Genomic DNA, 22,975 nt, shown 5'->3' on the forward strand with positions numbered 1-22,975 from the left:
GGACCTCGGGCGAGTAGCGATTTGCCATTTTGCTTTTCGTCATAACCATCATCCTTACTTAAGTTGATGGTCTCCGACAAACCCGGAGCGATTCACCGTGACCGCCGCAGCCGCCGCCAGTTCCGGCGACGGCGTCCTGATCGGCAGCCTCTTCGGCATCGCCTTCGGGGACGCCGAGATCGGCGACATGCTGACTCTCGCCACCACGGGCGTCTTCGAGATGCCCAAGCCCTCAACCGACGTGCTGGCCGTGGGCGACCCGGTTTATTGGGACGACAGCGCCGGGCTGGCCACGTCCGACGACGACACCGGCAACAACAACCTGATCGGCGTTGCCGTCACCGCCGCCGGGAACCCGTCCAGCGCCGTGAATGTGCGCCTGAACGGCAGCATCTAAGCTGATGGGCGCGGCCACTACCATTGACTCCCGCCTAGCGCGCATGCACCGGGCGCGTGACAAGGTGGCGTTGATGGTAGTGGCCGATGCTGTCTATGCGCCGATCTTCCAGCGCCTTGACGCCCTGATCGCCGAAGCCGAAACGGCTGGCGATGTGGTGGCTCGCGCACGCGCCGTGGTGGCTCAGAACGCTATCCGCAGCAACTCTTCTTGCTGATGGGCCAGTGACGCCCCGTCGCCATACTCTTCGCGGGTCAGCCGGTGCCCCATCAGGTCGCGCCGCAGCCGTTCATCCACCTTGGCTGCCATCAGCCGGTCTTCAAACGAGTGTCGTAGCGAATAGAGCGAATGACTGTCCGTCTCCAACAACCCGTTCTCGCGCAGGAACTTGTTCACCGCGCCAGACAGCCCCGACTTGTCGCGGTAGCGGGGGAAGCCGTTGGGGAAGCGGCGCATGGCCTCCAAGCTGACGCCGGTCAGGGCAATCTTGCGCCGGGCGCGGCGGCTCTTGAGTTGGCGGCCTACAGGCTCAATCGAGATGTGCGGGACGTTGGCGCTCAGGTGGATGGTCTCGGGCGTCAGCGCCGCAATCTCGGATGGCCTGCATCCCGTGTTCACCATCACGAGCAAGATCGCTCTGGCCTCTTCGTTGAGGCCGTCCAGCGCCCCCGGCTTCAACAAGTGGTCGCGTATCCATGCGACAGAGAAGGGCGGGCGCTTGGCTGCCTCGCCCTCTTTCAAGGACAGGTCGGACAGGGGCAGCACCAGCCCGAGGCGCTTCATGCGGTTCACGGTCTTCAGCACGTCGCCCAGATGAATCAGGTCCTTGTTGGCGCTGTTCGGAGTCAGGTCTTCGTCCGCGATGCGGTCAATCCACCAGTCCCGGAAGGTCAGCATGTCGTCGCCGGTTATCTCGGGCAGGGGCTTGTCGCCGACAACGGCGATGAAGTTCGCCACGGCCTTCTTTCGCGGATTCTCCCAGCGGCGAAGTTGGTCTTCGCTCTTGCCCAGCGTCTTGTCCTTGGCCAAGCCCCAATAGAGCGCCAGCGCCCGCGAGACGGTCACAGGCGGCTCGGAGACGCCGCCCAAGAGCGCGGCAGCCTCTGCCATGTTCGGCTCGCCCTTGTGCTCTGGCACGGCCTCTATACGTTCCAGAAGGTCCGTCTCGGGCAGGGAAGTCACCTTGGCGACGGGCAGGTAGCGGAAGCCCCGGCGCTCCGCCAGTTCGCGGGCAGCCTCGAAACGTCGCTCCGCATCGTCCGTGTCGCCCGCCAGACGGGCTTCCCAGCCCTCTATCAGTTCCGCCCATGCGGCGTCTGCCTTCAGCTTGGCCAGTTGCTCCGAGTCGGTGTGAAGGCTCTGGGAGACCAGTTCGCGCGGCTCTATGGCCGCGAACCGCTTGGGCACCCGGCGGCGCAGATGGTAGGTCTTCCCGATCTTCTTGAGCGTCATGGCTACACCTCAGTGGCGGACGATGTAGCAAAAATGTGGACAAAAAAGTGGATCATTGTCAACCGCTGGTTTCCCATGCTGTTGCCTAATATCCTGTTTTTAATGGAAAAATTCTCTGGATTGCCTGAGAAATTTGGCGGAGAGACAGGGATTCGAACCCTGGGTGGGGTTGCCCCCACAACGGTTTTCGAGACCGCCCCGTTCGACCACTCCGGCACCTCTCCGCGGGGATCTGGTGGGGCGTGTAATCGCGTTTGACTGGGGGAGCAAGGGGTTTTGCATTGTTTTGCGGGATAATTTGCCTAGGTTGGGAACAAGGGTGATTTGCCCGCCTCATGCCTGGTGCGCCACGAAGGATCGTCTACATGCCCATGCCCCGTTCGCGTGCCCCCGCACGCCTTGTTCTGACCCTGTGTGCCGGGTTCATCCTGCTGGCCATCGCGGCGGGGGCTGCGCGAGCGGCGGATCGCGAGCGGCTGGAGGCGTTTCTGGAGGTGACGGGGTTTGGCGTGGCGCTGGACAGCATCGCGCTGGCGGCGGCGGATGCGCCCGCGATGCTGGGCCTGACCACCAGCGATTTCGGCGCGGACTGGGCTCGCGTGGCGGGTGAGGTGTTTGATACCGAACGGATGCGGACGATGGGGCTTGATATTCTGGCGGGCACGCTGAGCGACGAGATGCTGGGCCATGCGGCAGAGTTCTACGCCTCGGAACTGGGTCAGCGGCTGGTCGAGGTCGAGAACGCCTCGCATCTGCATGAGGACGACGCCGCGCGGCGGGCGGAGGGCGAGGCGCTGCTGGCGGAGATGGAGACCGGGCGCATCGAGGTTCTGGAGAACATGCGCGAGGCGATTGACAGTGCCGATACCGGTGTGCGCGCGGTGCAGGAGATACAGCTGCGGTTCCTGCTGGCGGCGTCCTATGCCGGGGTGCTGGGCTATGAGGTTGACGAGGACGCGCTGCGATCCGTGCTGGCGCAGGGAGAGGATTCGCTGCGCGAGGCGCTGGACGCCGCGGCGCTGGCCAATTCGGCCTATACCTACCAGGCGCTCTCGACAGAAGATCTGCGCGCCTATGTCGATGCGCTGGAACATCCGGTGATGCAGCAGGTCTATGAACTGATGAACGCGGTGCAATACGAGATCATGGCCAACCGGTTCGAGGTGCTGGCGGTGCGCATGGCCGAAATGCACCCGGTGCAGGAACTCTGAGTATGCGGGCGCTTGCGGCGGCTTGTCTGGCGGTGGCGGTGATGGTGCTGCCGGTGCGGGCGGATGAGATCGCACGGCTCATGCAGGCGTTGCGGTTTGAAGAGACTGTCGGGATCATGCGCGCCGAGGGGCTGCGCTATGGCGGTGATGTCGGCAAGGAGATGCTGGGCGACGCAGAGCGCGCCCGCTGGGGCCGGGTGGTGGACAAGGTCTATGATGACGAGGCGATGCTGGCAAAGGTCAGCGCGCGGTTCTCCGAGGCGATGGCGGGCGTGGATGTGGCGACGCTGCTGGCGTTTTTCGAGGGACCGGGGGCCGAAATCGTGGCGCTGGAACTTGCCGCGCGCCGGGCCTTGCTCGACGATGCGGCGGAGGCGGCGGCAGAGGCTGTATATGCGCGGATGGCCGCGGAGGGTGCACCGCTGGTGGATCAGGTCAGCGAGATCATCGCGGACAGCGATCTGACAGAGCGCAATGTGGCGGCCGCGCTCAATTCCAATCTGTCGTTCTACCGCGGGCTTGCCGATGGTGGTGGGCTTGATCTGGGCGAAGACGAGATGCTGGCCGAGATCTGGGCGCAGGAAGATGAGATGCGCCAGCAGACCGGCGACTGGCTGCACGCCTATCTGGTGATGGCCTACGAGCCACTCGGCGCTGAGACGCTTGCGGATTACGCGGACCTTTGGCGCAGCGCCGAGGGGCGTGACCTGAACCGCGCGCTCTTTACCGCCTATGACGCGATGTATGAGGATCTGTCCTATCGTCTGGGACTGGCCGTGGCGTTGCAGATGCGGGGTGAGGATCTGTAGGTCCTGACCGGGCTGCGGGTGCGCGGCCTCTTGACTTTGGCCTGTCATTGGCTCATATGCGCGCAACCCGGCGGGATGATCTTGCCGGGTTTGTGTTTGAATGACACCCATGAGGGTGCGCTGTTCGAGGTGGCCAATGTGGCCGCAAACGCCCGTGACGCGGGGACCACAGAGCGCGGAAACGAAAAGGAAATACGATGTTTGCGGTTCTCAAGACCGGCGGCAAGCAGTACAGGGTGCAGTCGGGTGACATGCTCCGTGTCGAAAAGCTTGCGGCGGATGCCGGCGAGAAAGTTCAGTTCAACGAGATTCTGATGCTGGGCGGCGACGCGCCGGTCGTGGGCGCGCCCTTTGTGGCCGGTGCCGCGGTGCAGGCCGAGGTGATCGACCAGGTCAAGGCTGACAAGGTCATCAGTTTCATCAAGCGCCGCCGCAAGCATGGCTCGCAACGCACACGCGGCCACCGTCAGAAGCTGACGCTGCTGCGGGTGACCGAGATCCTTGCCAGCGGCGCCGAGAAAACCGGCGTGCGGGCGGCAACCGGTGCTGTCTCCGGGGCGGCTGTGACTGCGGCTGCGGCACCGAAAGCGGCAAAGAAGGCGGCGGCGCCCGCCAAGGATACCGATGACCTCAAACAGCTCAGCGGCGTCGGCCCTGCGCTGGAGAAAAAGCTGCTCGAGGCCGGTGTCACCTCCTTTGCCCAGATCGCGGCATGGACTGAGGCGGATGTTGCTGCTATGGACGAGAAACTGTCGTTCAAGGGCCGGATCGAGCGTGAAGGCTGGATCGAACAGGCCAAAGAACTGACAAAAGGCTAAGGAGAGACCCAATGGCACACAAGAAAGCAGGCGGTTCATCCCGCAACGGGCGCGACTCTGACGGCCGCCGTCTTGGCGTCAAGAAATATGGCGGCGAGGCCGTGATCCCAGGCAATATTATCGTGCGTCAGCGCGGCAACAAGTTCTGGCCGGGCCTGAATGTCGGCGAAGGCAAGGATCACACGCTGTTCGCCGTGGCGGAAGGCGCCGTGAAATTCCACAAGGGCCTCAAGGGGCGCACCTTCATTTCGGTTCTGCCAGTGGCGGAGGCCGCAGAGTAAGCCGACCTTAAGGTTTTTGAACAACAAGGGGATCGGCGACATCGCCGGTCCTTTTTTAATTCCGGGGCGGGGGTTGGCACATCCCTGCCCGAATGACTGCACAATCTCGCGATATGCCGGTTGTGCTTTGTCAGGGGATTCCCATGTTTCTGCCATGGCCAAGGCGCTGACCGGAGGAGAAAGCGCATGAAATACGAAACCATCGTCAATCAGCCGGTGATTGCGGCGGAGCGGTTCGATCTGCGCCCGCTGCGCAATTCCGACGCGGGGCTGATCGCGCTCAACGCGGGTGACGTCCGGGTGGCGCGTTGCACCAGCAGCATTCCGCACCCCCTGCCGCCCGGCGCGACAGAGGCGCTGATCGCGCGTGCGCATGCCGAGGACCGGGCCGAGGATGTCTGGGCGATCGACGGTTCGCGATCCGGCGCGTCCGAGGTGATGGGGCTGATCAGCCTCATGCGCGTGGATGAGGGACAATCGGAGATCTCCTATTGGGTGGCCCCCGCCTACTGGAACGCTGGCGTCGCCTCGGCGGCGGTCGAGGCATTGCTTGCGGCCAATCCGCATGGTGCGCGCACGATCTTTGCCTCCGTGTTTCAGGACAACACCGCCTCGGCGCGGGTCTTGACGAATTGCGGGTTTCAGTATCTGGGAGATGCCGAAGCCTTTTGTGTGGCGCGCAACGCGACCGTGCCGACATGGACCTACAGCAGAAAGGCAAAGTGAGGCGACGCCGATCTTTGCGAGAGGACAGTGCATGAAATTTCTCGATCTCGCAAAGGTCTATATCCGTTCGGGTGGCGGCGGGGCGGGCGCGGTCAGTTTCCGGCGAGAGAAGTTCATCGAATTCGGCGGACCCGATGGCGGCGATGGCGGCAATGGCGGCTCGGTCTGGGCCGAGGCGGTCGATGGGCTGAACACCCTGATTGATTTCCGATATCAGCAGCATTTCTTTGCCCGGAGCGGTCAGCCCGGCATGGGGCGGCAGCGGACCGGCGCGAGCGGCGACGACATCGTGCTGCGCGTGCCCGTGGGCACCGAGATCCTGGACGAGGACATGGAGACGGTGATCGCCGACATGACCCAGGTGGGGCAGCGGGTGCTGCTGGCGCAGGGGGGGAATGGCGGCTGGGGCAACCTGCGGTTCAAGACCTCGACCAATCAGGCCCCGCGTCGTGCCAACCCGGGGCAGGAGGGGATCGAGCGCACGATCTGGCTGCGATTGAAACTGATTGCCGATGTGGGGTTGCTGGGTCTGCCCAATGCGGGCAAGTCCACCTTTCTTGCGGCCTGTTCCAACGCGCGGCCCAAGATCGCCGATTACCCGTTCACCACGCTGCATCCCAATCTGGGGGTTGTCGGTGTGGACGAGGTGGAATTCGTCGTTGCCGATATTCCCGGCCTGATCGGCGGCGCGCATGAGGGCAAGGGGTTGGGCGATCTGTTCCTCGGCCATGTCGAGCGTTGCGCGGTGCTTTTGCATCTGGTCGATGGCACTTCGGCGACGATTGCAGAGGATTATCAGACGATCATCACCGAACTGGAGATGTATGGCGACGATCTTGCCGACAAACCGCGCCTGACGGCATTGAACAAGATCGACGCGCTGGACGACGAAGAACGCGCCATGGCGCGGGCCGAACTGGAAGAGGCGGCGGGCGGGCCGGTGATGATGATGTCGGGGGTCACCCGTGAGGGGCTGACGGATGTCCTGCGCGCGCTGCGCGGTCGGATCGACCATGACAGGTTGCGTCACAAGGTGGCAGCAGAGGATGACGACGCGCCGTGGCAACCGTAGGCAAGGCAAGGCGGCTGGTGATCAAGGTCGGTTCGGCCCTTCTGGTGGACCGGGCCAGCGGCGCGTTGCGCGCCGAATGGCTGGCCGCACTGGCCGAGGACGTGGTGCGTCTGCGCGCGCGAAGGACCGATGTGATTCTCGTCTCGTCGGGGTCGATCGCGCTCGGGCGCGGGGTGCTGGGCCTGCCGATGACGGAACTGTCTCTGGAACAGTCGCAGGCGGCGGCGGCGGTGGGGCAGATCCGTCTTGCCGGGGCCTATGACGCCGCACTGGGCGCGCATGGCATCACCGCGGCGCAGGTTCTGGTCACGCTCGAGGACAGCGCCGACCGGCGGCGCTATCTCAATTCCCGCGCCACGCTGGAGCAGTTGCTGCGCCTGGGCGCGGTGCCCATCGTGAACGAGAACGACACCGTGGCGACCGACGAAATCCGCTATGGCGACAACGACCGGATGGCGGCGCAGGTGGCGGTGACGGCTGGGGCCGATCAGTTGATCCTGTTGTCGGATGTGGACGGGTTCTACACAGCCAATCCGGCGCAGGATCCGACCGCGCGCCGTTTCGACGTGATCGAGGCGATCACGCCCGAGATCGAGGCGATGGCGGGCGATGCGGGATCGGGGCTGAGCAAGGGCGGCATGAAGACCAAGCTGATGGCGGCGCGGACCGCCACCGCGGGCGGGTGCGACATGGCGATCACCCAGGGCGCGGTGCTGCATCCCATCCGGGCACTGGAAGAGGGTGCCCCCGCGACATGGTTTCTGGCCCAGGGCGATCCACAGCAGAAACGCAAGGCCTGGATAGCGGCGATGAAGCCCAAGGGGCGGGTCACGGTCGATGCGGGTGCGGCGCGCGCGCTTGCCGCAGGCAGCAGCCTGCTGCCTGCCGGAGTGACAGGAGTCGAGGGCCGGTTTGGCCGCGGCGATCCGGTCGAGGTGGCGGATCAGTCGGGACGGGTTCTGGGGCAAGGGCTGGTGCGGTATGATGCGCCGGATGCGGTGCGGATCAGGGGGCTGCGTTCGGAACAGATAGAGCCGGTGCTGGGCTATCCGCCACGCGGACCCTTGATGCATCGCGACGATATGGCATTCTGAACCGAGGTCCGGAGGGCAGGGCATGAAAGATCACACCGACATCGTCAGCCTGATGGCCGACATCGGCGCGCGCGCCAGGGCGGCGGCGGCGGATCTGGCGGTGGCCAGCGCCGAAAGCAAGCGACGCGCGCTCGAGGCGGCGGCGGATGCGGTGCTTGCTGCGCGCGCGAATATTCTGGCGGCCAATGCCGAGGATCTCGCCTATGGCCGCAACAAGGGGCTGTCGGCGGCGATGATGGACCGTCTGGCACTCGATGAGGCGCGGCTCGCGGGGATCGTCGCTGGACTGCGTGCGGTGGCGGCGCAGGATGATCCGGTAGGCGAGGTTCTGGCCGAATGGGACCAGCCTTCGGGGCTGCATATCCGGCGGGTGCGCACGCCGCTGGGCGTGGTCGGCGTGATATACGAGAGCCGCCCCAACGTGACGGCTGACGCAGGCGCGCTCTGCCTCAAGTCGGGCAACGCGGTGATCCTGCGCGGTGGCTCCGAGAGCTTTCATTCCTCGGCGGCGATCCATGCCTGCCTTGTGGCGGGGCTGCGCGCGGCGGGATTGCCGGAGGACGCGATTCAACTGGTGCCGACGCGCGACCGGGCCGCGGTGCAGGCCATGCTGACGATGACCGACACGATCGACGTGATCGTGCCGCGTGGCGGCAAGGGGCTGGTGGGGCTGGTGCAGCGCGAGGCGCGGGTGCCGGTCTTTGCCCATCTTGAGGGGATCGTGCATATCTACATTGACCGCGCGGCGGACCCGGAAAAGGCGCTGCGCGTCGTGCTCAACGCCAAGACGCGGCGGACGGGCGTTTGCGGGGCCGCCGAATGCCTGCTGGTGCATCGCGACATCGCCGACACCATCGGGCAGGGCGTGATCCGCGGGCTGATCGGGGCCGGGGTCGAGGTGCGCGCCGATGCGGCGTTGCGGGGCATCGCGGGCACGGTTGCGGCCGCTGACGGCGATTGGGGGCGGGAGTATCTGGACAGCATCATCGCGGTCAAGGTGGTCGACGACATCGACGATGCGATAGGCCACATCCGGCGCTACGGCTCGAACCACACCGATTGCATCGTGACCGAGGATGACGCGGCGGGCGCGCGGTTCTTTGCCCGGCTCGACAGCGCGATTCTGATGCGAAACGCCTCGACCCAGTTTGCCGATGGCGGCGAGTTCGGCATGGGGGCCGAGATCGGAATCGCAACCGGCAAGATGCATGCGCGCGGTCCGGTCGGGGCGGCGCAGTTGACCAGCTTCAAGTATTTGGTCGAGGGCGACGGAACCGTGCGCAGCTAGAGCATGAGACGGAATTCCGCCTCGTCCCGTGTGATTGAGATGAATGAGTTGTTTGCTTCAAGACACTCTTTCAGAATGAAAAAATGACAGGTCCGCGGATCGGGAGATGGCATGGGCGCGCGCCCTTCCATCGCCTCCCACAGGGTCATGTCAGGGCTCACGCTCTCGCCGCGCGCGATAATCTGCCAGGTCTTGCCGGTTTGCCGGATCGTCAGCATGCCGCCGCGCGGCAACGCCTGTTCGGCGGCGAGAACCGCCAGCAGCAGGATCTGGGTCATCACGCGGCTGATCGTGCCTTGGGCGAACCATTCCACCGTCAGGCGCGGTCTGGCGCGGTAATGCGCGACCAGTATCTGATGCAGCACCTCGGTGCCAAGGCCATGATCCGAAGAGGGATTGCCAAAGGCCAGACGTTGCAATTCGAGCGTCGCCCGCGCCCCGGCGATGCTCTCGCGGATCAGGGCCAGTTCCGGGCTGTCACGCATGCCCGAAAGCTCCAGCAATTCGAGACCGTTGACGACAGAGCCGAGAGGGCTTGCCAGATCGTGACAGATGCGCGAGCCTGTCAGGGTTGCGAGCGTAAGGCGGTCTTGCGGCATGGTACTTCTCCGGCGGGGCGCGATATGGGCGATCTGAATTCGATACTGGAGCCGGGGATGCTGGTGCGGCACCCAGACCGGCCCGATTGGGGCGTGGGACAGGTGCAGTCAAACGTCGCTGGGCGCATCACCGTCAACTTTCGTGAAGTGGGCAAGGTGCTGATTGATGGCACAAGGGTCGAACTGTTACCTGTTCTTGATCCCTGATCCGGGTTAGCAAAGCGTTAACAGCGGCAGGTTGCCCGCGCCAGCGTGGTCGTTGCACTTTTGACCGGGCTTGCCTAGAAGGCGCGAGACAGCGCAAAGACGAGGCCTATGACCCCCAGAACACCCATATTCCGCGTCAGGCTCGCCAGCACCCCCGAAGAGCTGCAGGCAGCCCAACGGTTGCGCTATGAGGTATTTGTCGAGGAACTGGGCGGCGATGGCGTGTTGGTGGATCACACCGCGCGTCTGGAGCGGGACCGTTTCGATCCGTATTTCGATCATCTTCTGCTGATCGACGATGCCAGCAACGCCGAGGTCGTGGGTGTCTATCGGGTGCTGCGCGACGATCAGGCGGCACGCGCCGGACAGTTCTATTCCGAGGATGAATACGATCTGACGGCGCTCAGGCGCAGCGGGCGCAGACTGATGGAACTGGGGCGCTCCTGTCTGGCCCGGCCCTATCGCGGCGGGCGGGGCATGTATCATCTCTGGAACGCGCTGGCGCGCTATGTCGCGGACCACGATATCGAGATCCTGTTCGGCGTGGCGAGTTTTCACGGCACCGACGTGGCGAATCTGGCGCAACCCCTGTCGCTGTTGCATCATCGGCATCTTGCGCCCGAGGGTCTGCGGGTGCGGGCGCGGCCCGATCATCGTCAGCGCATGGATCTGATTGCCGAGGAGGATCTGGACCGGCGCGCGGCGATGGTTCAGGTGCCCGCGCTGATCAAGGCCTATCTCAGGCTGGGCGGCCATGTCGGCGAGGGGGCCTATCTCGATCATGCGTTCAACACCACGGATGTCTGCCTGATTCTCGATACGGCCAATCTGACGGAATCACAAAAATCCATTTACTCAAAGGATCTTGAAGAGTGACCTTCACCTGGAGATCGGTCGATCCGCCGCCCGAGATCAGGTTGGGCGCGGGGCAACTGCTGCGAGTGGTCCTGCGGGGTGTGCCGCTGGTTGGAATTCTGCTTCTTGGCGTGCTGGCAACCGTCGTTCTGCGGATGATCGAAAGACCTGTTTTCAAGCTGCACCGACCCTGGACGCCGTTCATCACGCAATGGGTTTGCCGGACGGCTTTCCTGATCCTGGGGATGCGGCACGACGTGCAGGGCACCCCGATGATCGAATCCGGCGCAGTCGTCGCCAACCATTCGTCATGGCTGGATATCTTTGCGCTCAATGCGTGCAAGCGGGTTTATTTCGTCTCGAAATCCGAGGTGGCGGACTGGCCTGGAATCGGAACGCTGGCGAAGGTCACCGGAACCGTGTTCATCAACCGCGATCCCAGAGAGGCGCGGGCACAGACAAAGCTGTTCGAGAAGCGCCTGCTGATCGGACACAAACTGCTCTTTTTCCCCGAGGGAAGCTCGACCGACGGGATGCGGGTTCTGCCATTCAAATCAACACTCTTTCAGGCATTCTTTAGCCAGCCGCTACGGCACCGGTTGCGCATTCAGCCGGTCAGCGTGATTTACGAGGCCCCGCCAGGTGCCGATCCCCGGTTCTATGGGTGGTGGGGCGACATGAACTTTGGCGCGCACCTTGTTCAGGTGTTGGGCGCAAGGCGGCAGGGTGCTGTCAGGGTCATCTATCACCCGCCTGTAAAGGTGGATGAATTTGCCGATCGCAAGGCGTTGGCCGCCGCGGTGGAGGCGCAGGTAAGGGCGGGTATGCCAGCGGGGCACCGCCGCGCCGCCTCAGCCCATCGCGGCGATGAGACGGCCCAGCGCCGCTGACGGATCCGGCGCATGCCAGATCTCTTCACCTATCGCGAAAAAATCCGTGAGCGGCGCGAGTTGCCGGATCAGATCCTCGTCAAGCGCGCCTTCGGCCACCACGGGCAGTTCGATCATCGCGCTCCACCACTCGAACAGCCCGGCCTCTGCATGGCGTCCGTCCCCGAGGTTCGCGCCGCCGACCGGGCCGAAGGCCACGTAATCCGCGCCCGCCTCGCCGGCGGTCATGCCGTCATGGCGAGAGGTGCCGCAGAACGACCCGATGATGGCATCCTCACCCAGATTCTTGCGTGCGACCCTGACCGAGCGCCCGGCGTCGGGCAGATGCACGCCGTCCAGACCCATCCGTTCGACCATGCCGACATGGCTGTCGAGCACCAGCGCCACGTCGCGGGCATGGGTTACCTCGCGGCAGGCGTCGGCGGCGCGTGCGATGCGGTCCTCGTCGCGCGTGGCAAGCCAGAGTCGCACGCAGGCGACGGGATGCGCATCGAGCACCGCCGCGAGCATGCCGGGAAAGCTGCTCAGTTCGAAATCGGGCGGGGTGATGAGATAGATTTGCGGCTGCTCGGCGTCGGCCATTGCGGGCACTCCAGTTGAATTTCGCCTCTCATAGCGTGGAAAATCCGCTTTGACCATTGGGGCGCAGAGGCTTCTTTCCGGCGCAAAGGCCCCTAGCAAGCACGGCGTGGCGGGTCTATCCTGCGCCGGAATATGAAAGGGGCAGTGTTTGGCGATTGCAGGGCTGGCAGAGGGGCTGACGCGCGGGATCGAGGGCCTGGGCGACCGGGTGGGACAGGCGTTTTTCGAGCCGGTGATCCGGCTGGGCGTCACCGGCCTTGCGCGGGCGGGCAAGACGGTCTTCATCACCTCACTGGTGGCCAATCTGCTGGACCGGGCACGGATGCCGGGCCTAATGGCGGCGGCCGAGGGGCGGATCGTGGCGGCCTATCTGCAACCGCAGCCCGATGTCACGCTGCCGCGGTTCGATTACGAGACGCATCTGGCGGCGCTGACCGGCCCCGCGCCGCACTGGCCCGAGAGCACGCGCGCCGTGTCCGAATTGCGCCTGTCGCTGCGGGTGCGGCCTGCGGGTCTGCTGGCCGGGGTCACCGGGCCACGAGTGGTGCATCTCGATATCGTGGATTATCCGGGCGAATGGCTGCTGGATCTCGCACTTCTGGACAAGAGTTATGACGTCTGGTCGGCCGAGGTTCTGGGACGGATCGCGACGCGTGCGGAGGCGGCAGGCTATCTGGCGCAGGTGGCGCAGGTCGATGGCGCGGCGCGGCTGGCAGAGCCGACGGCGCAGACGCTGGCACGTGGTTTTACCGCCTATCTGGAGGACGCGCGCGCCGCCGGGTTCTATGACTGCACGCCTGGGCGGTTTCTGTTGCCCGGCGATCTGGCGGGGTCGCCGGTGGTGACATTCGCGCCGCTGCCGCAGGTTCCAGGGGCCGGGCGCGGTAGCCTGCGCGCCGAGATGGCGCGCCGCTACGAGGCTTACAAGCACATGGTGGTGCGTCCATTCTTCCGCGATCATTTCGCGCGCATCGACCGGCAGGTGGTGCTGGTTGACGCGCTGGATGCTATCCACAAGGGACCGCAGGCGCTTGAGGACATGCGCCGCGCGATGGCCGAGATCCTTGGCGCGTTCCGGCCGGGGCGCAATGCGTTTCTGGCGCGTCTTCTGCTGGGCCGACGGGTGGAGAGAATCCTGTTTGCCGCGACCAAGGCGGATCATCTGCATCACAGCCAGCACGGGCGGCTGAGCGCGATCATGGCGGCACTTCTGCGCGAGGCGCGCGACCGGGCGGAATTTTCCGGGGCCGAGGTGCAGGCGATGGCGCTGGCCGCGCTGCGCGCCACGACCGAGGAGCGCGTGGCGCACGGCGGGCGCGATCTGGACTGTGTGCGCGGGCAGCTTCTGGACAGCGGCAGGCAGGCGGCGTTCCACGCTGGCGAGTTGCCCGAGGATCCGGCGCAACTGATCGGCCCGGCCCGCGCCGGCGCCGAGGCCTGGCTGGATGCGGATTACAGCGTGATGCGGTTCGCACCCGCCCCGCTCAGCCTGCGCCCCGGCGAGGGGCCGCCGCATATCCGGCTGGACCGGGCGGCGCAGTTCCTGATCGGGGACCGGCTGTGAGGGTAGCGCGCGGACAGATCTGGCATCTGCCGCGTCTTGCGCTGATCCTCTGGGCGTTCACCCGTGCGACGCCCTGGCTGCCGCTGGTGCGCAGCAGGCGGGCGGATCTGCGGGCGCTGATCGTGGTGATCCGGCGCGGGTGGGTCCGGGTGATCCGCGACGGGCAGGGCGTGGTCGGGTTCATTGTGCGCGACGGGACGGTCCTGCATGCGCTCTACATTGATCCCGCGCGCCGGGGACAGGGCCTGGGCCGGCTCCTGCTGATGCAGGCCAAGACCGAGGCGGACGCCTTGCAATTATGGGTGCTCGAGGCCAATCACGCCGCCCGGCTGTTCTATGTCCGCGAAGGTTTCGAAGAGGTCGCGCGCGGTCATGGGGCTGGAAATGACGAGGGCCTGCCGGATATCCTGATGGTCTGGCGTGGGCAAGGGGGCGCAGCATGAGCAAGAGACCGGTTCTGATCGAGATGGAAGGCCCGGCGCACGCCGGGCCGGATCGTGCGCCGCCGGTGCCCGATACGGTCGTGCCCGAGGGGCAGGCGATGCAGGGCGTGATGACGGGCGTGGCGCGGCGTCCGTCACGGCTGGCGCGACTCTTCTGGGGGCTGGCGCTTGGGCTTCTCGGCGTGGTGGTGTCGGTGGCGGCCTGGGATTTCGCCACCGGCCTGATCGCGCGGGCGCCGACGCTGGGCTACGTGGTGGCGGCGATGGGGCTGGCCCTGCTGGGCGTGGCGTTGGTGATCGCACTGCGCGAGGCGGCGGGTTTTGCCCGACTGGGGCGGCTCGATGCGCTGCAGCGTCAGGCAGCGACGGCGTTGCGCGAGGCGGATCTGGAGGGCGCGCGCGCGGTCGTGGGGCAGCTGAAGACGCTCTATTCCGGGCGCGGTGAGGTTCGCTGGGGGCTGGATCGGCTGGCCGGGCGCGAGGCCGAGCAGTTCGACGCCGAGGCCCTGCTGGGACTGGCCGAGGCCGAGGTTCTGGCCCCGCTCGATGCGCTGGCGCGGCGCGAGGTGGAACTGGCGGCGCGGCAGGTGGCGATGATCACCGCTCTGGTGCCGCTGGCGCTGGCGGACGTGGCGGGCGCGCTGGTGGCCAATCTGCGGATGATCCGCAGGGTGGCCGAGATTTATGGCGGGCGCGCCGGCGTTCTGGGCGGCTGGCGGCTGGCGCGCGCAGTAATGGCGCATCTGGTCGCGACCGGGGCGGTGGCGGTCGGCGATGACCTGATCGGCAGCGTGGCGGGGGGCGGCGTACTGTCCAAGATCTCGCGCCGGTTTGGCGAGGGGGTGGTCAACGGCGCGCTGACCGCGCGGGTGGGTGTGGCCACGATCGAGGTCTGCCGCCCGATGCCTTACATCCGCGCGCGCAGGCCATCGGTGACATGGCTGGTCCGGCGTGCGCTGAGCGGACTTTTCGGACAGGGATGATCGGTATGGAGGCGATCCTTGCGCTGTTGGGATTGGGGGCTGTGGCGCTCTTGCTGGTCGGGGTGCCCTATCTGCTGGTGTCGCACGCGCGGCTGAGGGCGCGGGTGGCGCGGCTGGAGGCAGGGCTGGCGGCGGCGTCTGCGCCAGAGGTGGCGGACGATGTCGTGCCGGAGGCCGCGGTCGATGTGGTGCCGGAGGTCGGGTTGACCGGCCCGTGGGAGCGACCATTGCCAGTCGGGACCGCGCCCGAGAGCAGCACACCGCCGCGTGCCTTCGTGCTGCGCGCCGATCGTCTGGCGACGGTCCTGCGCTGGCTCAGGAGCAACTGGGCTCTGGCGGTGGCCGGGGTATCGTTGGCGCTGGCGGGCGTATTCATGGTGCAATACGGCGTCGAGCAGGGGTTGCTCACGCCCTTCGCGCGGGTTGTCGGCGCGCTGCTTCTGGGGGCCGTGCTGATCGCTGCGGGCGAGGTCATTCGCCGCCGTCATGGCGACGAGGGCCGGGCGGCGGGCGTGCCCTCGGTTCTGTCGGGGGCGGGGATCGTCACGCTGTTCGCCGGGGTGCTGGCGGCGCGCGCGCTCTACGGGTTAGTCGGACCGGGGATGGCGCTGACCGGGCTGGTAGGTGTGGGGGGCGTGGCGATCGTGCTGGGCTGGTTCTATGGCCCGGCGCTGACCGCGCTCGGGCTTGTCGGGGCGGGTGCCGCGCCGTTCCTGGTGGGGGGGGCCTCGGATGCGGCGTGGTTGTTTTACTACTACTTCGCGGTGATCGCCGGGGTCGGACTGGCGGTGGATGCACAGCGCCGCTGGGCGTGGATTTCGGTATTGGCGCTGGCGGTTTCCGCCCTTGGCGCGACGCTGCTTTATCAGGGCGGGGCCGGGGCGCTGCATTATCTGGGATTCTGGGCGCTGGCGGTCCCGCTGGCGGTGCTGGTGCCGGAGGGCCAGCTGGTGCCGCGCCATGCGGGAAATTCGCCGTTGCGCCGGATCGTGGCAGGTGGCGAGTATCCCGGATTTCCGGTGCGGCTGGCGCTGGCGATGGTGGCGCTGGCCAGCCTCGCGGCGATCAACGTGACGCTCGAGACGTACGATCCGCTTCTGGTCTGGCTGGCGGTTGGCCTGTTGGCCGTGATGCTGGCGGCGTTGGTTCTGGGCACGACGCAGGCCCCCGGACTGGAGGATGCGGCGCTGATCCCCGCGCTGGCGGCGCTCGTGCTGGTGGCGCTCGAGGCGCTGGAGCACGGGCCGGTCTGGGCCGGGTTTCAGGCTGCGGCGGAGCGTCTGCCCGAAACACCGATGCCGCTGGCGGCGACGCTGCTGATGACCGGCGGGGCGGTGGCGTCGTGGCTGTTTCACGGGCGGATGCGCGTGGCGGGGACGCAGGTGCCGGTGATCCTCTGGGCGCTGGCCGCCGCCGTGACCGGGCCCGCGCTGGCGCTGATTCTAGAGCTGTTGTGGCTGCCCGGCGGGGTGATCGGATCCTACGCCTGGGCACTGCATCTGATGGCGCTGGCGGGGCTGATGGTGTGGTGGGCGACGCGCGCGGGTGGCGTCGAGGCGCGGCTGGTCGCGGCGATCTTTGCCGGGGCGGCGATCGTGCTGATCACGCTGGCGCTGTTCGTGATGCTCAGCAAGGCGGCGCTGACGCTGGCGCTGGCGGTGATGGTGCTGGCCACGGCGGCGATCGACCGGCGGTTCGATTTGCCGATCCTGGGCGGGCTGGCGCAGCTGGGCGTGGCGGTGATCGGATATCGCCTGGTGATCGACCCCGGCCCCGGCTGGGCGGTGAACGAGGCAGGATGGGCCGATGTGCTGCTCGCGCATGGCGGGCCGCTTGTGCTGCTGGGGGTGGCCTGGGGCGTGATGGCGGCGCGTGCGGGCGGGGCCACGCGGGTCGTGATCGAGAGCGCGCTGTGGTCCATCGCCGCGATTTTTGCCAGCGTTCTGTTGCAGCGCTGGCTGGGCAAGCCGGGGGCGATGGGACATGCGGGCCTTGGCCTGATGGCGGTGGTGTGGCTGGCCACGATGATGGCGCAACTTTACCGGCTCAGGCCGGGCGGCGCGGTGATGCGGGCCATTCGCATGGCTCTGGCGGTGGTGACCGGGGCGGTGGCGCTGGTGATTCTTGTGGCGCAGACGGTGATCACCAACCCGCTGATCCCGTTCATGTGGCGCAAGGAATTGGTCATCGGGCCGGTGATCCTCGACAGTCTGGCGGCGGCCTATCTGCCGGTGGCGGCGGTCCTGGCGGCAGGCGCGTGGAAGCTGAGGCATCTGCCACGCCTTCTGCGGGCGGGCTTCGCCGTCGCGGCGAGCGCCTATGCGGCGTGGTATCTGGGGCTGGAGATCCGGCGGCTCTGGCAGGGGCGGGATCTGAGCGTGCCGGGGGTGAGCGATGGAGAGCTTTACAGCTATACGCTGGCGCTGATCGCGGTGTCGGTCGGGTTGCTGGTTCTGGCGCTGCTGCGCCGGTCCGAGATGCTGCGCCGACTGGCGATGGCCGGGGTTGCGTTGACCGTGGCCAAGGTGTTTCTGATCGACATGTCCGGGCTGGCGGGGCTGGTGCGCGTTGCATCCTTCCTCGGGCTCGGCTTGTCGCTGGCGGGTCTTGCCTGGCTCAATGCCCGGATTGCGGCGCATATGGGCAACGCCGACCCGCGATGAAAGACGCCGCGCCCCCGGAGCGGGGACAGGTTGGCCCGGAGGCGCGGTCAGGCCGGCCGGGGGTCATTCGGCCGGGGCTGCGGGTGCTGTCGTGCCGTTGGTGATGCTCTGCGGTGCGGTGGTGTCGGTCAGGTTTCCGTTCTCATCCACCGGCGCGCCGCTCAGGCTGCTGTAGGCAATCAGCCCACCCAGCAGCACCACCAGAACCAGCAGTGCCACAAGGCCACCACGGGTCGATCCGCTGCTTTCATAGCCGGGCGGACCATAACGTTGCAGATCGCGCTGCGATTGCCGCCTGATGTCGTCGTTAGGGGTGTACATTGGACCCTCCTTTCATGCCGTTTGAGGCTACACCACAGGTGGGTGCGCTGTAGACGCCGATCAAACAGTCATGCAATTCCGGGCACGATCCTGCCTGAAATGCGGATCCGGCAGGCAGAATGCCGCCTTCGGCATTTTTCGGCGTAGCGAAAACGGGTGTTTTGGCATGAACTGGCCGGTTTCAGCGCAGTTTCGGTACGCCTCCCGGATGGGTCGAACGGTCCACCACGCCCGCGCGCAGGCTGCGCCCGATGCGATGCGCCAGCGCCGACCAAGCGGCGGCCTGTTCGGGGCGCAGTTCGCGCGCGAGGACCCCGTCAAACAGCGCGAGCCAGGTCGAGAACATCCCCGGCTGCACATTGCGGGCATTGACATGCGCCTCCATCGGGCTGCCGTCATAGCAGCGCTCGTGCAGGATGGAGTTGGCCCAGAAATCCGCCACCTTCGCCTCATGCGCGGGCCAGTCGGTGACATGCACCGCAAAGACCGGCCCAAGGCCCGGATGATCCCGCACCGCGGCATAGAAGGCCGCGACGACCCGTTCGATATCCGGGCGGGTGATGTCAAAACGCGGGGGCAGGGCGATGCTCATGCCTTCTATGTGGCGCGGGGCGCGGGCCATGGCAATCCCCCCTCTGGACGCGGCGCACCCCCGGTCCTATAAGGCAGGCCATGATGAGACGCCCTGCGATCATTATTCGAATTACATGCCCGGCGCTCTGACCAAGTCGAGCCGCCGGGACAAGGCGTATGGACGACCGCGCCGCCCCCTGACATCCTGAGACGACCAGTTGACAAAGGACGCCCGAAATGTGCGCCGATACGATCCAGACGCCTGATTACAAAGACACGCTGAACCTGCCAGTGACCGATTTCCCGATGCGCGCGGGCCTGCCGCAGCGCGAGCCCGCGTGGCTGGACCGCTGGGAACGGATCGGGGTCTACGAGCGGCTGCGCGAGAACGCCGAGGGCCGCGCGCCGTTCACCCTGCATGACGGCCCGCCCTATGCCAACGGGCATCTGCATATCGGTCACGCGCTGAACAAGATCCTCAAGGACATGGTTGTGCGTTCCCAGCAGATGATGGGACGCGACGCGCGCTACATCCCCGGCTGGGATTGTCACGGCCTGCCGATCGAGTGGAAGATCGAGGAACAGTACCGTGCCAAGGGCATGGACAAGGACAAGGTGGACGTCGTCGATTTCCGTCAGGAATGCCGCAAGTTCGCCGAAGGTTGGATCGACATCCAGCGCGCGGAATTCAAGCGGCTGGGGATCACCGGTTGCTGGGATCGCCCCTATCTGACGATGGATTTCCGCGCCGAACGGATCATTGCGGAGGAATTCCAGAAATTCCTGATGACCGGCGTGCTCTATCAGGGATCAAAACCCGTGATGTGGTCGCCGGTGGAGCAGACCGCGCTGGCCGAAGCGGAGGTGGAATATCACGACAAGGAGAGTTTTACGGTCTGGGTGAAGTTTAAGGTTTCTGGGATTTCGTCTCCGCAGGTGGGAAGTCAGGGTGATGAGCCCATCGGTCCGATGCCCACTGACTTGATGGATGCGTCAGTAGTCATCTGGACCACGACGCCCTGGACCATGCCCTCGAACAAGGCGGTGGTCTATGGCGAGGACATTTCCTATGGCCTTTATGAGGTGACCGCGACGCCCGAGGAATGCTGGGCTTCTGTAGGGGAGAAATTCATCCTCGCGGACACCCGCGCCGAAGATGTGATGACCCGCGCGCGGCTGGAGCTGTCGATGTATACCCGCGTTCGCGACGTGAGCGCCGAGGAACTCTCGGGGCTCTCGCTGCAACACCCACTCGCCGGAGCCCCAGGCTCCAACGGCGAATGGGACGCCCCCCGCGACTTTCGCGCCGCCGATTTCGTCACCGACGAGGAAGGCACCGGATTCGTGCATTGCGCCCCCTCGCACGGGATGGAGGAATTCGAGCTATACCGTGATCTGGGCATGCTGGAGCAGGTGATCACCTATAACGTGCTCGAAGACGGCTCTTTCCGCCCGGACCTTCCGTTCTTTGGCGGCACCTATATCCTTGACCGCAAGGGCAAGGAGGGCAATGCAAACAAGGCCGTGATCGACAAGCTGGCCGAGGTGGGCGGACTGCTCGCGCGGGGCAAGATCAGGCACAGCTATCCGCATTCCTGGCGCTCCAAGGCGCCCGTCATCTATCGCAACACACCGCAATGGTTCGCCGCCATCGACCGCCCCGTGGGCGACGGGCAGGACACCTATGGCACCACCATCCGCGAGCGCGCGCTGCGCTCGATTGACGAACTGGTGACATGGACGCCGAAAACCGGGCGCAACCGGCTCTATTCGATGATCGAGGCGCGGCCCGACTGGGTGCTGAGCCGTCAGCGGGCATGGGGCGTGCCGCTCACTTGTTTTGTCAAAAACGGCGCGCAACCGACCGATCCTGATTATCTTTTGCGGAATGAAGAGGTGAACGCCCGCATCCTTGCGGCGTTCGAGGAGGAAGGCGCGGACGCGTGGTACAAGGAGGGCGCCAAGCAACGGTTCCTCTCGGGCATCGTCAACCCCGACGACTGGATCAAGGTCGATGACATTCTCGACGTGTGGTTCGATTCCGGCTCGACCCATGCCTTTGTGCTGCGCGACCGGGCGGACGGGTCTGGGGACGGGCTGGCGGATCTTTACCTCGAAGGCACCGATCAACACCGCGGCTGGTTCCATTCCTCGATGCTGCAGGCCTGCGGCACGCGCGGACGCGCGCCCTATCGGGGGGTGCTGACGCATGGCTTCACGCTGGACGAGAAGGGCAACAAGATGTCCAAATCGCTCGGCAATACCGTCGCCCCCGAGGAGGTGGTCAAACAATACGGCGCGGATATCCTGCGTCTCTGGGTGGCGCAGGCGGACTATACCGCCGACCTGCGCATCGGACCCGAAATCCTCAAGGGCGTCGCCGACAGCTATCGCCGGTTGCGCAACACGATGCGCTTCATGCTGGGCGCGCTGGCGCATTTCTCCGAAGGTGACCGGGTGTCGCCGGCAGAAATGCCAGAGCTTGAACGCTGGGTGCTGCACCGTCTGGCGGAACTCGATCACAGAGTGAGGAAGGGCTACGAAACATATGATTTCCAAGGTGTTTTCCAGCAACTGTTCAACTTTGCCACGGTGGACCTCTCCGCCTTTTACTTCGATATCCGCAAGGACGCGCTCTATTGCGATGGTGACACGCCTCGCCGCCGCGCGGCGCGCACCGTGCTTGATCTGCTGTTCCACCGGCTGACCACATGGCTGGCGCCGGTGCTGGTCTTTACCATGGAAGAGGTCTGGCTGGAGCGGTTCCCCGGTGATCAGAGTTCCGTTCACCTCACGGATATTCCCGCCACGCCCGCCGATTGGCTGGACGAGCCGCTGGCGGCGAAATGGGCGCAGGTGCGGCAAGCGCGTCGGGTCGTGACCGCCGCGCTTGAGGTGCAGCGCACCGACAAGGTGATCGGCGCCAGTCTGGAGGCAGCGCCCGTGGTACATGTGCGCAATCCCGAAATGCTCAAGGCGCTGAAATCGGTCGATTTCGCCGATATCTGCATCACCTCTGATCTGGTGCTGACCGCCAATCCGCGCCCCGACGAGGCATTCCGCCTGCCCGAGGTCGAGACGGTCGGCGTGGTGTTCGAGAAGGCCGAGGGGCAGAAATGCCAGCGCTGCTGGAAAATCCTGCCCGATGTGGGACAGCACCGGCATCCGGGCACCTGCAAGCGCTGCGATGCGGCGCTGAGCTGAGGCGGGGACGGTCCACGACGTCGGATAATGGATATTGAGCCAGGAAGAAGCAGGCATGTTTCTTCCTGGTGCAAATACCCGCTTGCGCGGAGTGCATCCGACAGCGGGCCGCTACTGGCGCTCTTCGGCCTTGGCGCGGTTCCAGAGAGCGTCCATCTCGGCCAGATCCGAATCGCCGGGGGTCTTGCCCGTATCTTCAAGCAGCGCCTCGATCCGTTCGAACCGGCGGGTGAATTTCGCATTGGCGCGGCGCAGGGCCGATTCGGGGCAGATCTTCATATGCCGTGCCAGGTTGGCCATGACAAACAGAAGATCGCCGAATTCATCCTCGATCCGGTCGTGGCTCAGATGGCCGGCGGCCTCGTGCAGTTCCTCAACCTCTTCGCGTATCTTGTCGAGAACATGCGAGGAATCCGGCCAGTCGAATCCCACCCGCGCCGCGCGCTTCTGCAGCTTGACCGCGCGCAGCAATGCGGGCAGGCCAAGCGCCACGCCGTCTAGCGTGCCGGTTCTGGCCTGCGAGACGCGCTCGGCGGCCTTGACCTCTTCCCAGTCGCGGGTCTGCTGTTCGGCGCTCTTGTCGCGGCTCTCGTCGCCAAAGACATGCGGATGCCGCGCAACCATCTTGTCGGAAATGGCGTTGGCCACGTCCTCGATGTCAAAGAGGCCGCGATCCTGTGCGATCTGCGCGTGGAAGACGACCTGCAACAGCAGATCGCCCAACTCGCCGCGCAGTTCCTGCCAATCCGCGTGTTCGATGGCATCGGCGACCTCGTAGGCCTCTTCTATGGTATAGGGGGCGATGCTGGCGAAATCCTGTTCGATATCCCAGGGACAGCCGGTTTCGGGATCGCGCAGCCGGGCCATTATCGCAATGAGGCGGGGCAGCCCGCCGCGCGGGTCGTGAATGAGGGTATCGTCGGGCATTGCGGTGGTCTCGTCT

The 22,975-nt window shown here is 65.7% G+C and carries 24 protein-coding genes and 1 tRNA gene; 18 read left to right on the forward strand and 7 right to left on the reverse strand.

Annotated features, from left to right (window positions below; all coding sequences use genetic code 11):
• Positions 1–97 precede the first annotated feature (97 nt).
• Positions 98–397, forward strand: a complete 300-nt coding sequence (locus BSG08_RS15370) for a DUF2190 family protein (protein ID WP_093038735.1) — start codon at positions 98–100, stop codon at positions 395–397.
• 73 nt (positions 398–470) lie between these two features.
• Positions 471–614, forward strand: a complete 144-nt coding sequence (locus tag BSG08_RS19515) for a hypothetical protein (protein WP_175544805.1) — start codon at positions 471–473, stop codon at positions 612–614.
• Here BSG08_RS19515 and BSG08_RS15380 read toward each other — a convergent pair.
• Together BSG08_RS15380 and BSG08_RS15385 are read right to left on the reverse strand one after the other, a co-directional pair.
• Positions 581–1,849 (reverse strand): DUF6538 domain-containing protein, encoded by a 1,269-nt coding sequence (locus BSG08_RS15380; RefSeq protein WP_093038737.1) that lies wholly within the window; start codon positions 1,847–1,849, stop codon positions 581–583. The genes BSG08_RS19515 and BSG08_RS15380 overlap by 34 nt on opposite strands.
• A 134-nt stretch (positions 1,850–1,983) precedes the next feature.
• Positions 1,984–2,073: transfer RNA gene (locus tag BSG08_RS15385), tRNA-Ser, on the reverse strand.
• A gap of 141 nt (positions 2,074–2,214) precedes the next feature.
• On the opposite strand from BSG08_RS15385, the gene BSG08_RS15390 reads away from it, so the two are divergent.
• The 8 genes from BSG08_RS15390 (at position 2,215) to BSG08_RS15425 (ending at position 9,148) form a co-directional block, all read left to right on the forward strand.
• Positions 2,215–3,060 (forward strand): DUF2059 domain-containing protein, encoded by an 846-nt coding sequence (locus BSG08_RS15390; protein ID WP_093038738.1) that lies wholly within the window; start codon positions 2,215–2,217, stop codon positions 3,058–3,060.
• Between the two features lie 2 nt (positions 3,061–3,062).
• On the forward strand, positions 3,063–3,869 hold the full coding sequence (locus tag BSG08_RS15395; RefSeq protein ID WP_093038739.1) for a hypothetical protein: 807 nt from the start codon (positions 3,063–3,065) through the stop codon (positions 3,867–3,869).
• A 197-nt stretch (positions 3,870–4,066) separates the two neighbouring features.
• A complete protein-coding gene (locus BSG08_RS15400; protein WP_093038740.1) occupies positions 4,067–4,687 on the forward strand; it encodes a 50S ribosomal protein L21 in 621 nt (206 codons plus the stop codon).
• An 11-nt stretch (positions 4,688–4,698) separates the two neighbouring features.
• Positions 4,699–4,968: a 50S ribosomal protein L27 gene (gene rpmA / locus BSG08_RS15405; protein ID WP_093038741.1), complete on the forward strand. Its 270-nt coding sequence runs from the start codon at positions 4,699–4,701 to the stop codon at positions 4,966–4,968.
• A 186-nt stretch (positions 4,969–5,154) separates the two neighbouring features.
• Positions 5,155–5,694: a GNAT family N-acetyltransferase gene (locus BSG08_RS15410; RefSeq protein WP_093038742.1), complete on the forward strand. Its 540-nt coding sequence runs from the start codon at positions 5,155–5,157 to the stop codon at positions 5,692–5,694.
• A 31-nt stretch (positions 5,695–5,725) separates the two neighbouring features.
• Positions 5,726–6,766 carry a GTPase ObgE gene (gene obgE / locus BSG08_RS15415; RefSeq protein ID WP_093038743.1) on the forward strand — a complete coding sequence of 347 codons (1,041 nt, stop codon included), beginning with the start codon at positions 5,726–5,728 and terminating at the stop codon, positions 6,764–6,766.
• Positions 6,754–7,860 (forward strand): glutamate 5-kinase, encoded by a 1,107-nt coding sequence (proB, locus tag BSG08_RS15420; protein ID WP_093038744.1) that lies wholly within the window; start codon positions 6,754–6,756, stop codon positions 7,858–7,860. The genes obgE and proB overlap by 13 nt, the downstream gene beginning before the upstream one ends.
• A 22-nt stretch (positions 7,861–7,882) precedes the next feature.
• Complete coding sequence (locus tag BSG08_RS15425; RefSeq protein WP_093038745.1) at positions 7,883–9,148, forward strand: glutamate-5-semialdehyde dehydrogenase; 1,266 nt, start codon at positions 7,883–7,885, stop codon at positions 9,146–9,148.
• Here the strand turns inward: BSG08_RS15425 and BSG08_RS15430 are convergent.
• Complete coding sequence (locus BSG08_RS15430; RefSeq protein WP_093038746.1) at positions 9,145–9,747, reverse strand: histidine phosphotransferase family protein; 603 nt, start codon at positions 9,745–9,747, stop codon at positions 9,145–9,147. The two genes, BSG08_RS15425 and BSG08_RS15430, sit on opposite strands and share 4 nt — an antisense overlap.
• 24 nt (positions 9,748–9,771) lie before the next feature.
• Between BSG08_RS15430 and BSG08_RS15435 the strand changes: the two genes are divergently transcribed.
• From BSG08_RS15435 to olsA, 3 genes are all read left to right on the forward strand, one after another.
• The gene (locus tag BSG08_RS15435) at positions 9,772–9,954 is read left to right on the forward strand and encodes a DUF3553 domain-containing protein (RefSeq protein WP_093038747.1); all 183 of its coding nucleotides are present in this window, start codon (positions 9,772–9,774) and stop codon (positions 9,952–9,954) included.
• A 108-nt stretch (positions 9,955–10,062) separates the two neighbouring features.
• A complete protein-coding gene (olsB, locus tag BSG08_RS15440; protein WP_093038748.1) occupies positions 10,063–10,830 on the forward strand; it encodes an L-ornithine N(alpha)-acyltransferase in 768 nt (255 codons plus the stop codon).
• On the forward strand, positions 10,827–11,699 hold the full coding sequence (gene olsA / locus BSG08_RS15445; protein ID WP_245770725.1) for a lyso-ornithine lipid O-acyltransferase: 873 nt from the start codon (positions 10,827–10,829) through the stop codon (positions 11,697–11,699). Before olsB ends, olsA begins: the two co-directional genes overlap by 4 nt.
• On the opposite strand, the gene BSG08_RS15450 is transcribed toward olsA, so the two are convergent.
• A complete protein-coding gene (locus BSG08_RS15450; protein WP_093038749.1) occupies positions 11,661–12,281 on the reverse strand; it encodes a thiamine phosphate synthase in 621 nt (206 codons plus the stop codon). The two genes, olsA and BSG08_RS15450, sit on opposite strands and share 39 nt — an antisense overlap.
• A 148-nt stretch (positions 12,282–12,429) precedes the next feature.
• Between BSG08_RS15450 and BSG08_RS15455 the strand changes: the two genes are divergently transcribed.
• Genes BSG08_RS15455 through BSG08_RS15470 form a run of 4 tightly spaced genes read left to right on the forward strand, consistent with a single transcriptional unit; the run spans position 12,430 to position 17,934 of the window.
• Positions 12,430–13,845 (forward strand): YcjX family GTP-binding protein, encoded by a 1,416-nt coding sequence (locus BSG08_RS15455; protein ID WP_093038750.1) that lies wholly within the window; start codon positions 12,430–12,432, stop codon positions 13,843–13,845.
• Entirely contained in the window at positions 13,842–14,288 is a 447-nt protein-coding gene (locus BSG08_RS15460) for a GNAT family N-acetyltransferase (RefSeq protein ID WP_093038751.1), read from the forward strand. The genes BSG08_RS15455 and BSG08_RS15460 overlap by 4 nt, the downstream gene beginning before the upstream one ends.
• Complete coding sequence (locus BSG08_RS15465; protein WP_093038752.1) at positions 14,285–15,271, forward strand: YcjF family protein; 987 nt, start codon at positions 14,285–14,287, stop codon at positions 15,269–15,271. Before BSG08_RS15460 ends, BSG08_RS15465 begins: the two co-directional genes overlap by 4 nt.
• Before the next feature lie 5 nt (positions 15,272–15,276).
• Complete coding sequence (locus BSG08_RS15470) at positions 15,277–17,934, forward strand: DUF2339 domain-containing protein (RefSeq protein WP_093038840.1); 2,658 nt, start codon at positions 15,277–15,279, stop codon at positions 17,932–17,934.
• A gap of 63 nt (positions 17,935–17,997) precedes the next feature.
• Here the strand turns inward: BSG08_RS15470 and BSG08_RS15475 are convergent, their stop codons facing one another.
• Together BSG08_RS15475 and BSG08_RS15480 are read right to left on the reverse strand one after the other, a co-directional pair.
• Complete coding sequence (locus BSG08_RS15475; RefSeq protein WP_093038753.1) at positions 17,998–18,255, reverse strand: hypothetical protein; 258 nt, start codon at positions 18,253–18,255, stop codon at positions 17,998–18,000.
• Between the two features lie 181 nt (positions 18,256–18,436).
• A complete protein-coding gene (locus tag BSG08_RS15480; RefSeq protein WP_093038841.1) occupies positions 18,437–18,847 on the reverse strand; it encodes a group III truncated hemoglobin in 411 nt (136 codons plus the stop codon).
• Positions 18,848–19,065: 218 nt separating this feature from the next.
• On the opposite strand from BSG08_RS15480, the gene ileS reads away from it, so the two are divergent.
• A complete protein-coding gene (gene ileS / locus BSG08_RS15485) occupies positions 19,066–22,032 on the forward strand; it encodes an isoleucine--tRNA ligase (protein WP_093038754.1) in 2,967 nt (988 codons plus the stop codon).
• 111 nt (positions 22,033–22,143) lie between these two features.
• Here ileS and mazG read toward each other — a convergent pair whose 3' ends face one another.
• Entirely contained in the window at positions 22,144–22,959 is an 816-nt protein-coding gene (mazG, locus tag BSG08_RS15490) for a nucleoside triphosphate pyrophosphohydrolase (protein ID WP_093038755.1), read from the reverse strand.
• Positions 22,960–22,975 lie beyond the last annotated feature (16 nt).

Source organism: Roseovarius azorensis (assembly GCF_900109455.1).
Taxonomy (GTDB): domain Bacteria; phylum Pseudomonadota; class Alphaproteobacteria; order Rhodobacterales; family Rhodobacteraceae; genus Roseovarius; species Roseovarius azorensis.

Coding starts and splice junctions, on each gene's coding strand:
- BSG08_RS15410 (WP_093038742.1), top strand. CDS start 5,155: ATGAAATACGAAACCATCGTCAATCAGCCGGTGATTGCGGCGGAGCGG.
- BSG08_RS15425 (WP_093038745.1), top strand. CDS start 7,883: ATGAAAGATCACACCGACATCGTCAGCCTGATGGCCGACATCGGCGCG.
- BSG08_RS15465 (WP_093038752.1), top strand. CDS start 14,285: ATGAGCAAGAGACCGGTTCTGATCGAGATGGAAGGCCCGGCGCACGCC.
- BSG08_RS15450 (WP_093038749.1), bottom strand. CDS start 12,281: ATGGCCGACGCCGAGCAGCCGCAAATCTATCTCATCACCCCGCCCGAT.
- BSG08_RS15475 (WP_093038753.1), bottom strand. CDS start 18,255: ATGTACACCCCTAACGACGACATCAGGCGGCAATCGCAGCGCGATCTG.
- BSG08_RS15470 (WP_093038840.1), top strand. CDS start 15,277: ATGGAGGCGATCCTTGCGCTGTTGGGATTGGGGGCTGTGGCGCTCTTG.
- mazG (WP_093038755.1), bottom strand. CDS start 22,959: ATGCCCGACGATACCCTCATTCACGACCCGCGCGGCGGGCTGCCCCGC.
- BSG08_RS19515 (WP_175544805.1), top strand. CDS start 471: ATGGTAGTGGCCGATGCTGTCTATGCGCCGATCTTCCAGCGCCTTGAC.
- rpmA (WP_093038741.1), top strand. CDS start 4,699: ATGGCACACAAGAAAGCAGGCGGTTCATCCCGCAACGGGCGCGACTCT.
- BSG08_RS15430 (WP_093038746.1), bottom strand. CDS start 9,747: ATGCCGCAAGACCGCCTTACGCTCGCAACCCTGACAGGCTCGCGCATC.
- BSG08_RS15480 (WP_093038841.1), bottom strand. CDS start 18,847: ATGAGCATCGCCCTGCCCCCGCGTTTTGACATCACCCGCCCGGATATC.
- BSG08_RS15435 (WP_093038747.1), top strand. CDS start 9,772: ATGGGCGATCTGAATTCGATACTGGAGCCGGGGATGCTGGTGCGGCAC.
- BSG08_RS15400 (WP_093038740.1), top strand. CDS start 4,067: ATGTTTGCGGTTCTCAAGACCGGCGGCAAGCAGTACAGGGTGCAGTCG.
- olsB (WP_093038748.1), top strand. CDS start 10,063: ATGACCCCCAGAACACCCATATTCCGCGTCAGGCTCGCCAGCACCCCC.
- BSG08_RS15380 (WP_093038737.1), bottom strand. CDS start 1,849: ATGACGCTCAAGAAGATCGGGAAGACCTACCATCTGCGCCGCCGGGTG.
- obgE (WP_093038743.1), top strand. CDS start 5,726: ATGAAATTTCTCGATCTCGCAAAGGTCTATATCCGTTCGGGTGGCGGC.
- ileS (WP_093038754.1), top strand. CDS start 19,066: ATGTGCGCCGATACGATCCAGACGCCTGATTACAAAGACACGCTGAAC.
- BSG08_RS15390 (WP_093038738.1), top strand. CDS start 2,215: ATGCCCATGCCCCGTTCGCGTGCCCCCGCACGCCTTGTTCTGACCCTG.
- BSG08_RS15395 (WP_093038739.1), top strand. CDS start 3,063: ATGCGGGCGCTTGCGGCGGCTTGTCTGGCGGTGGCGGTGATGGTGCTG.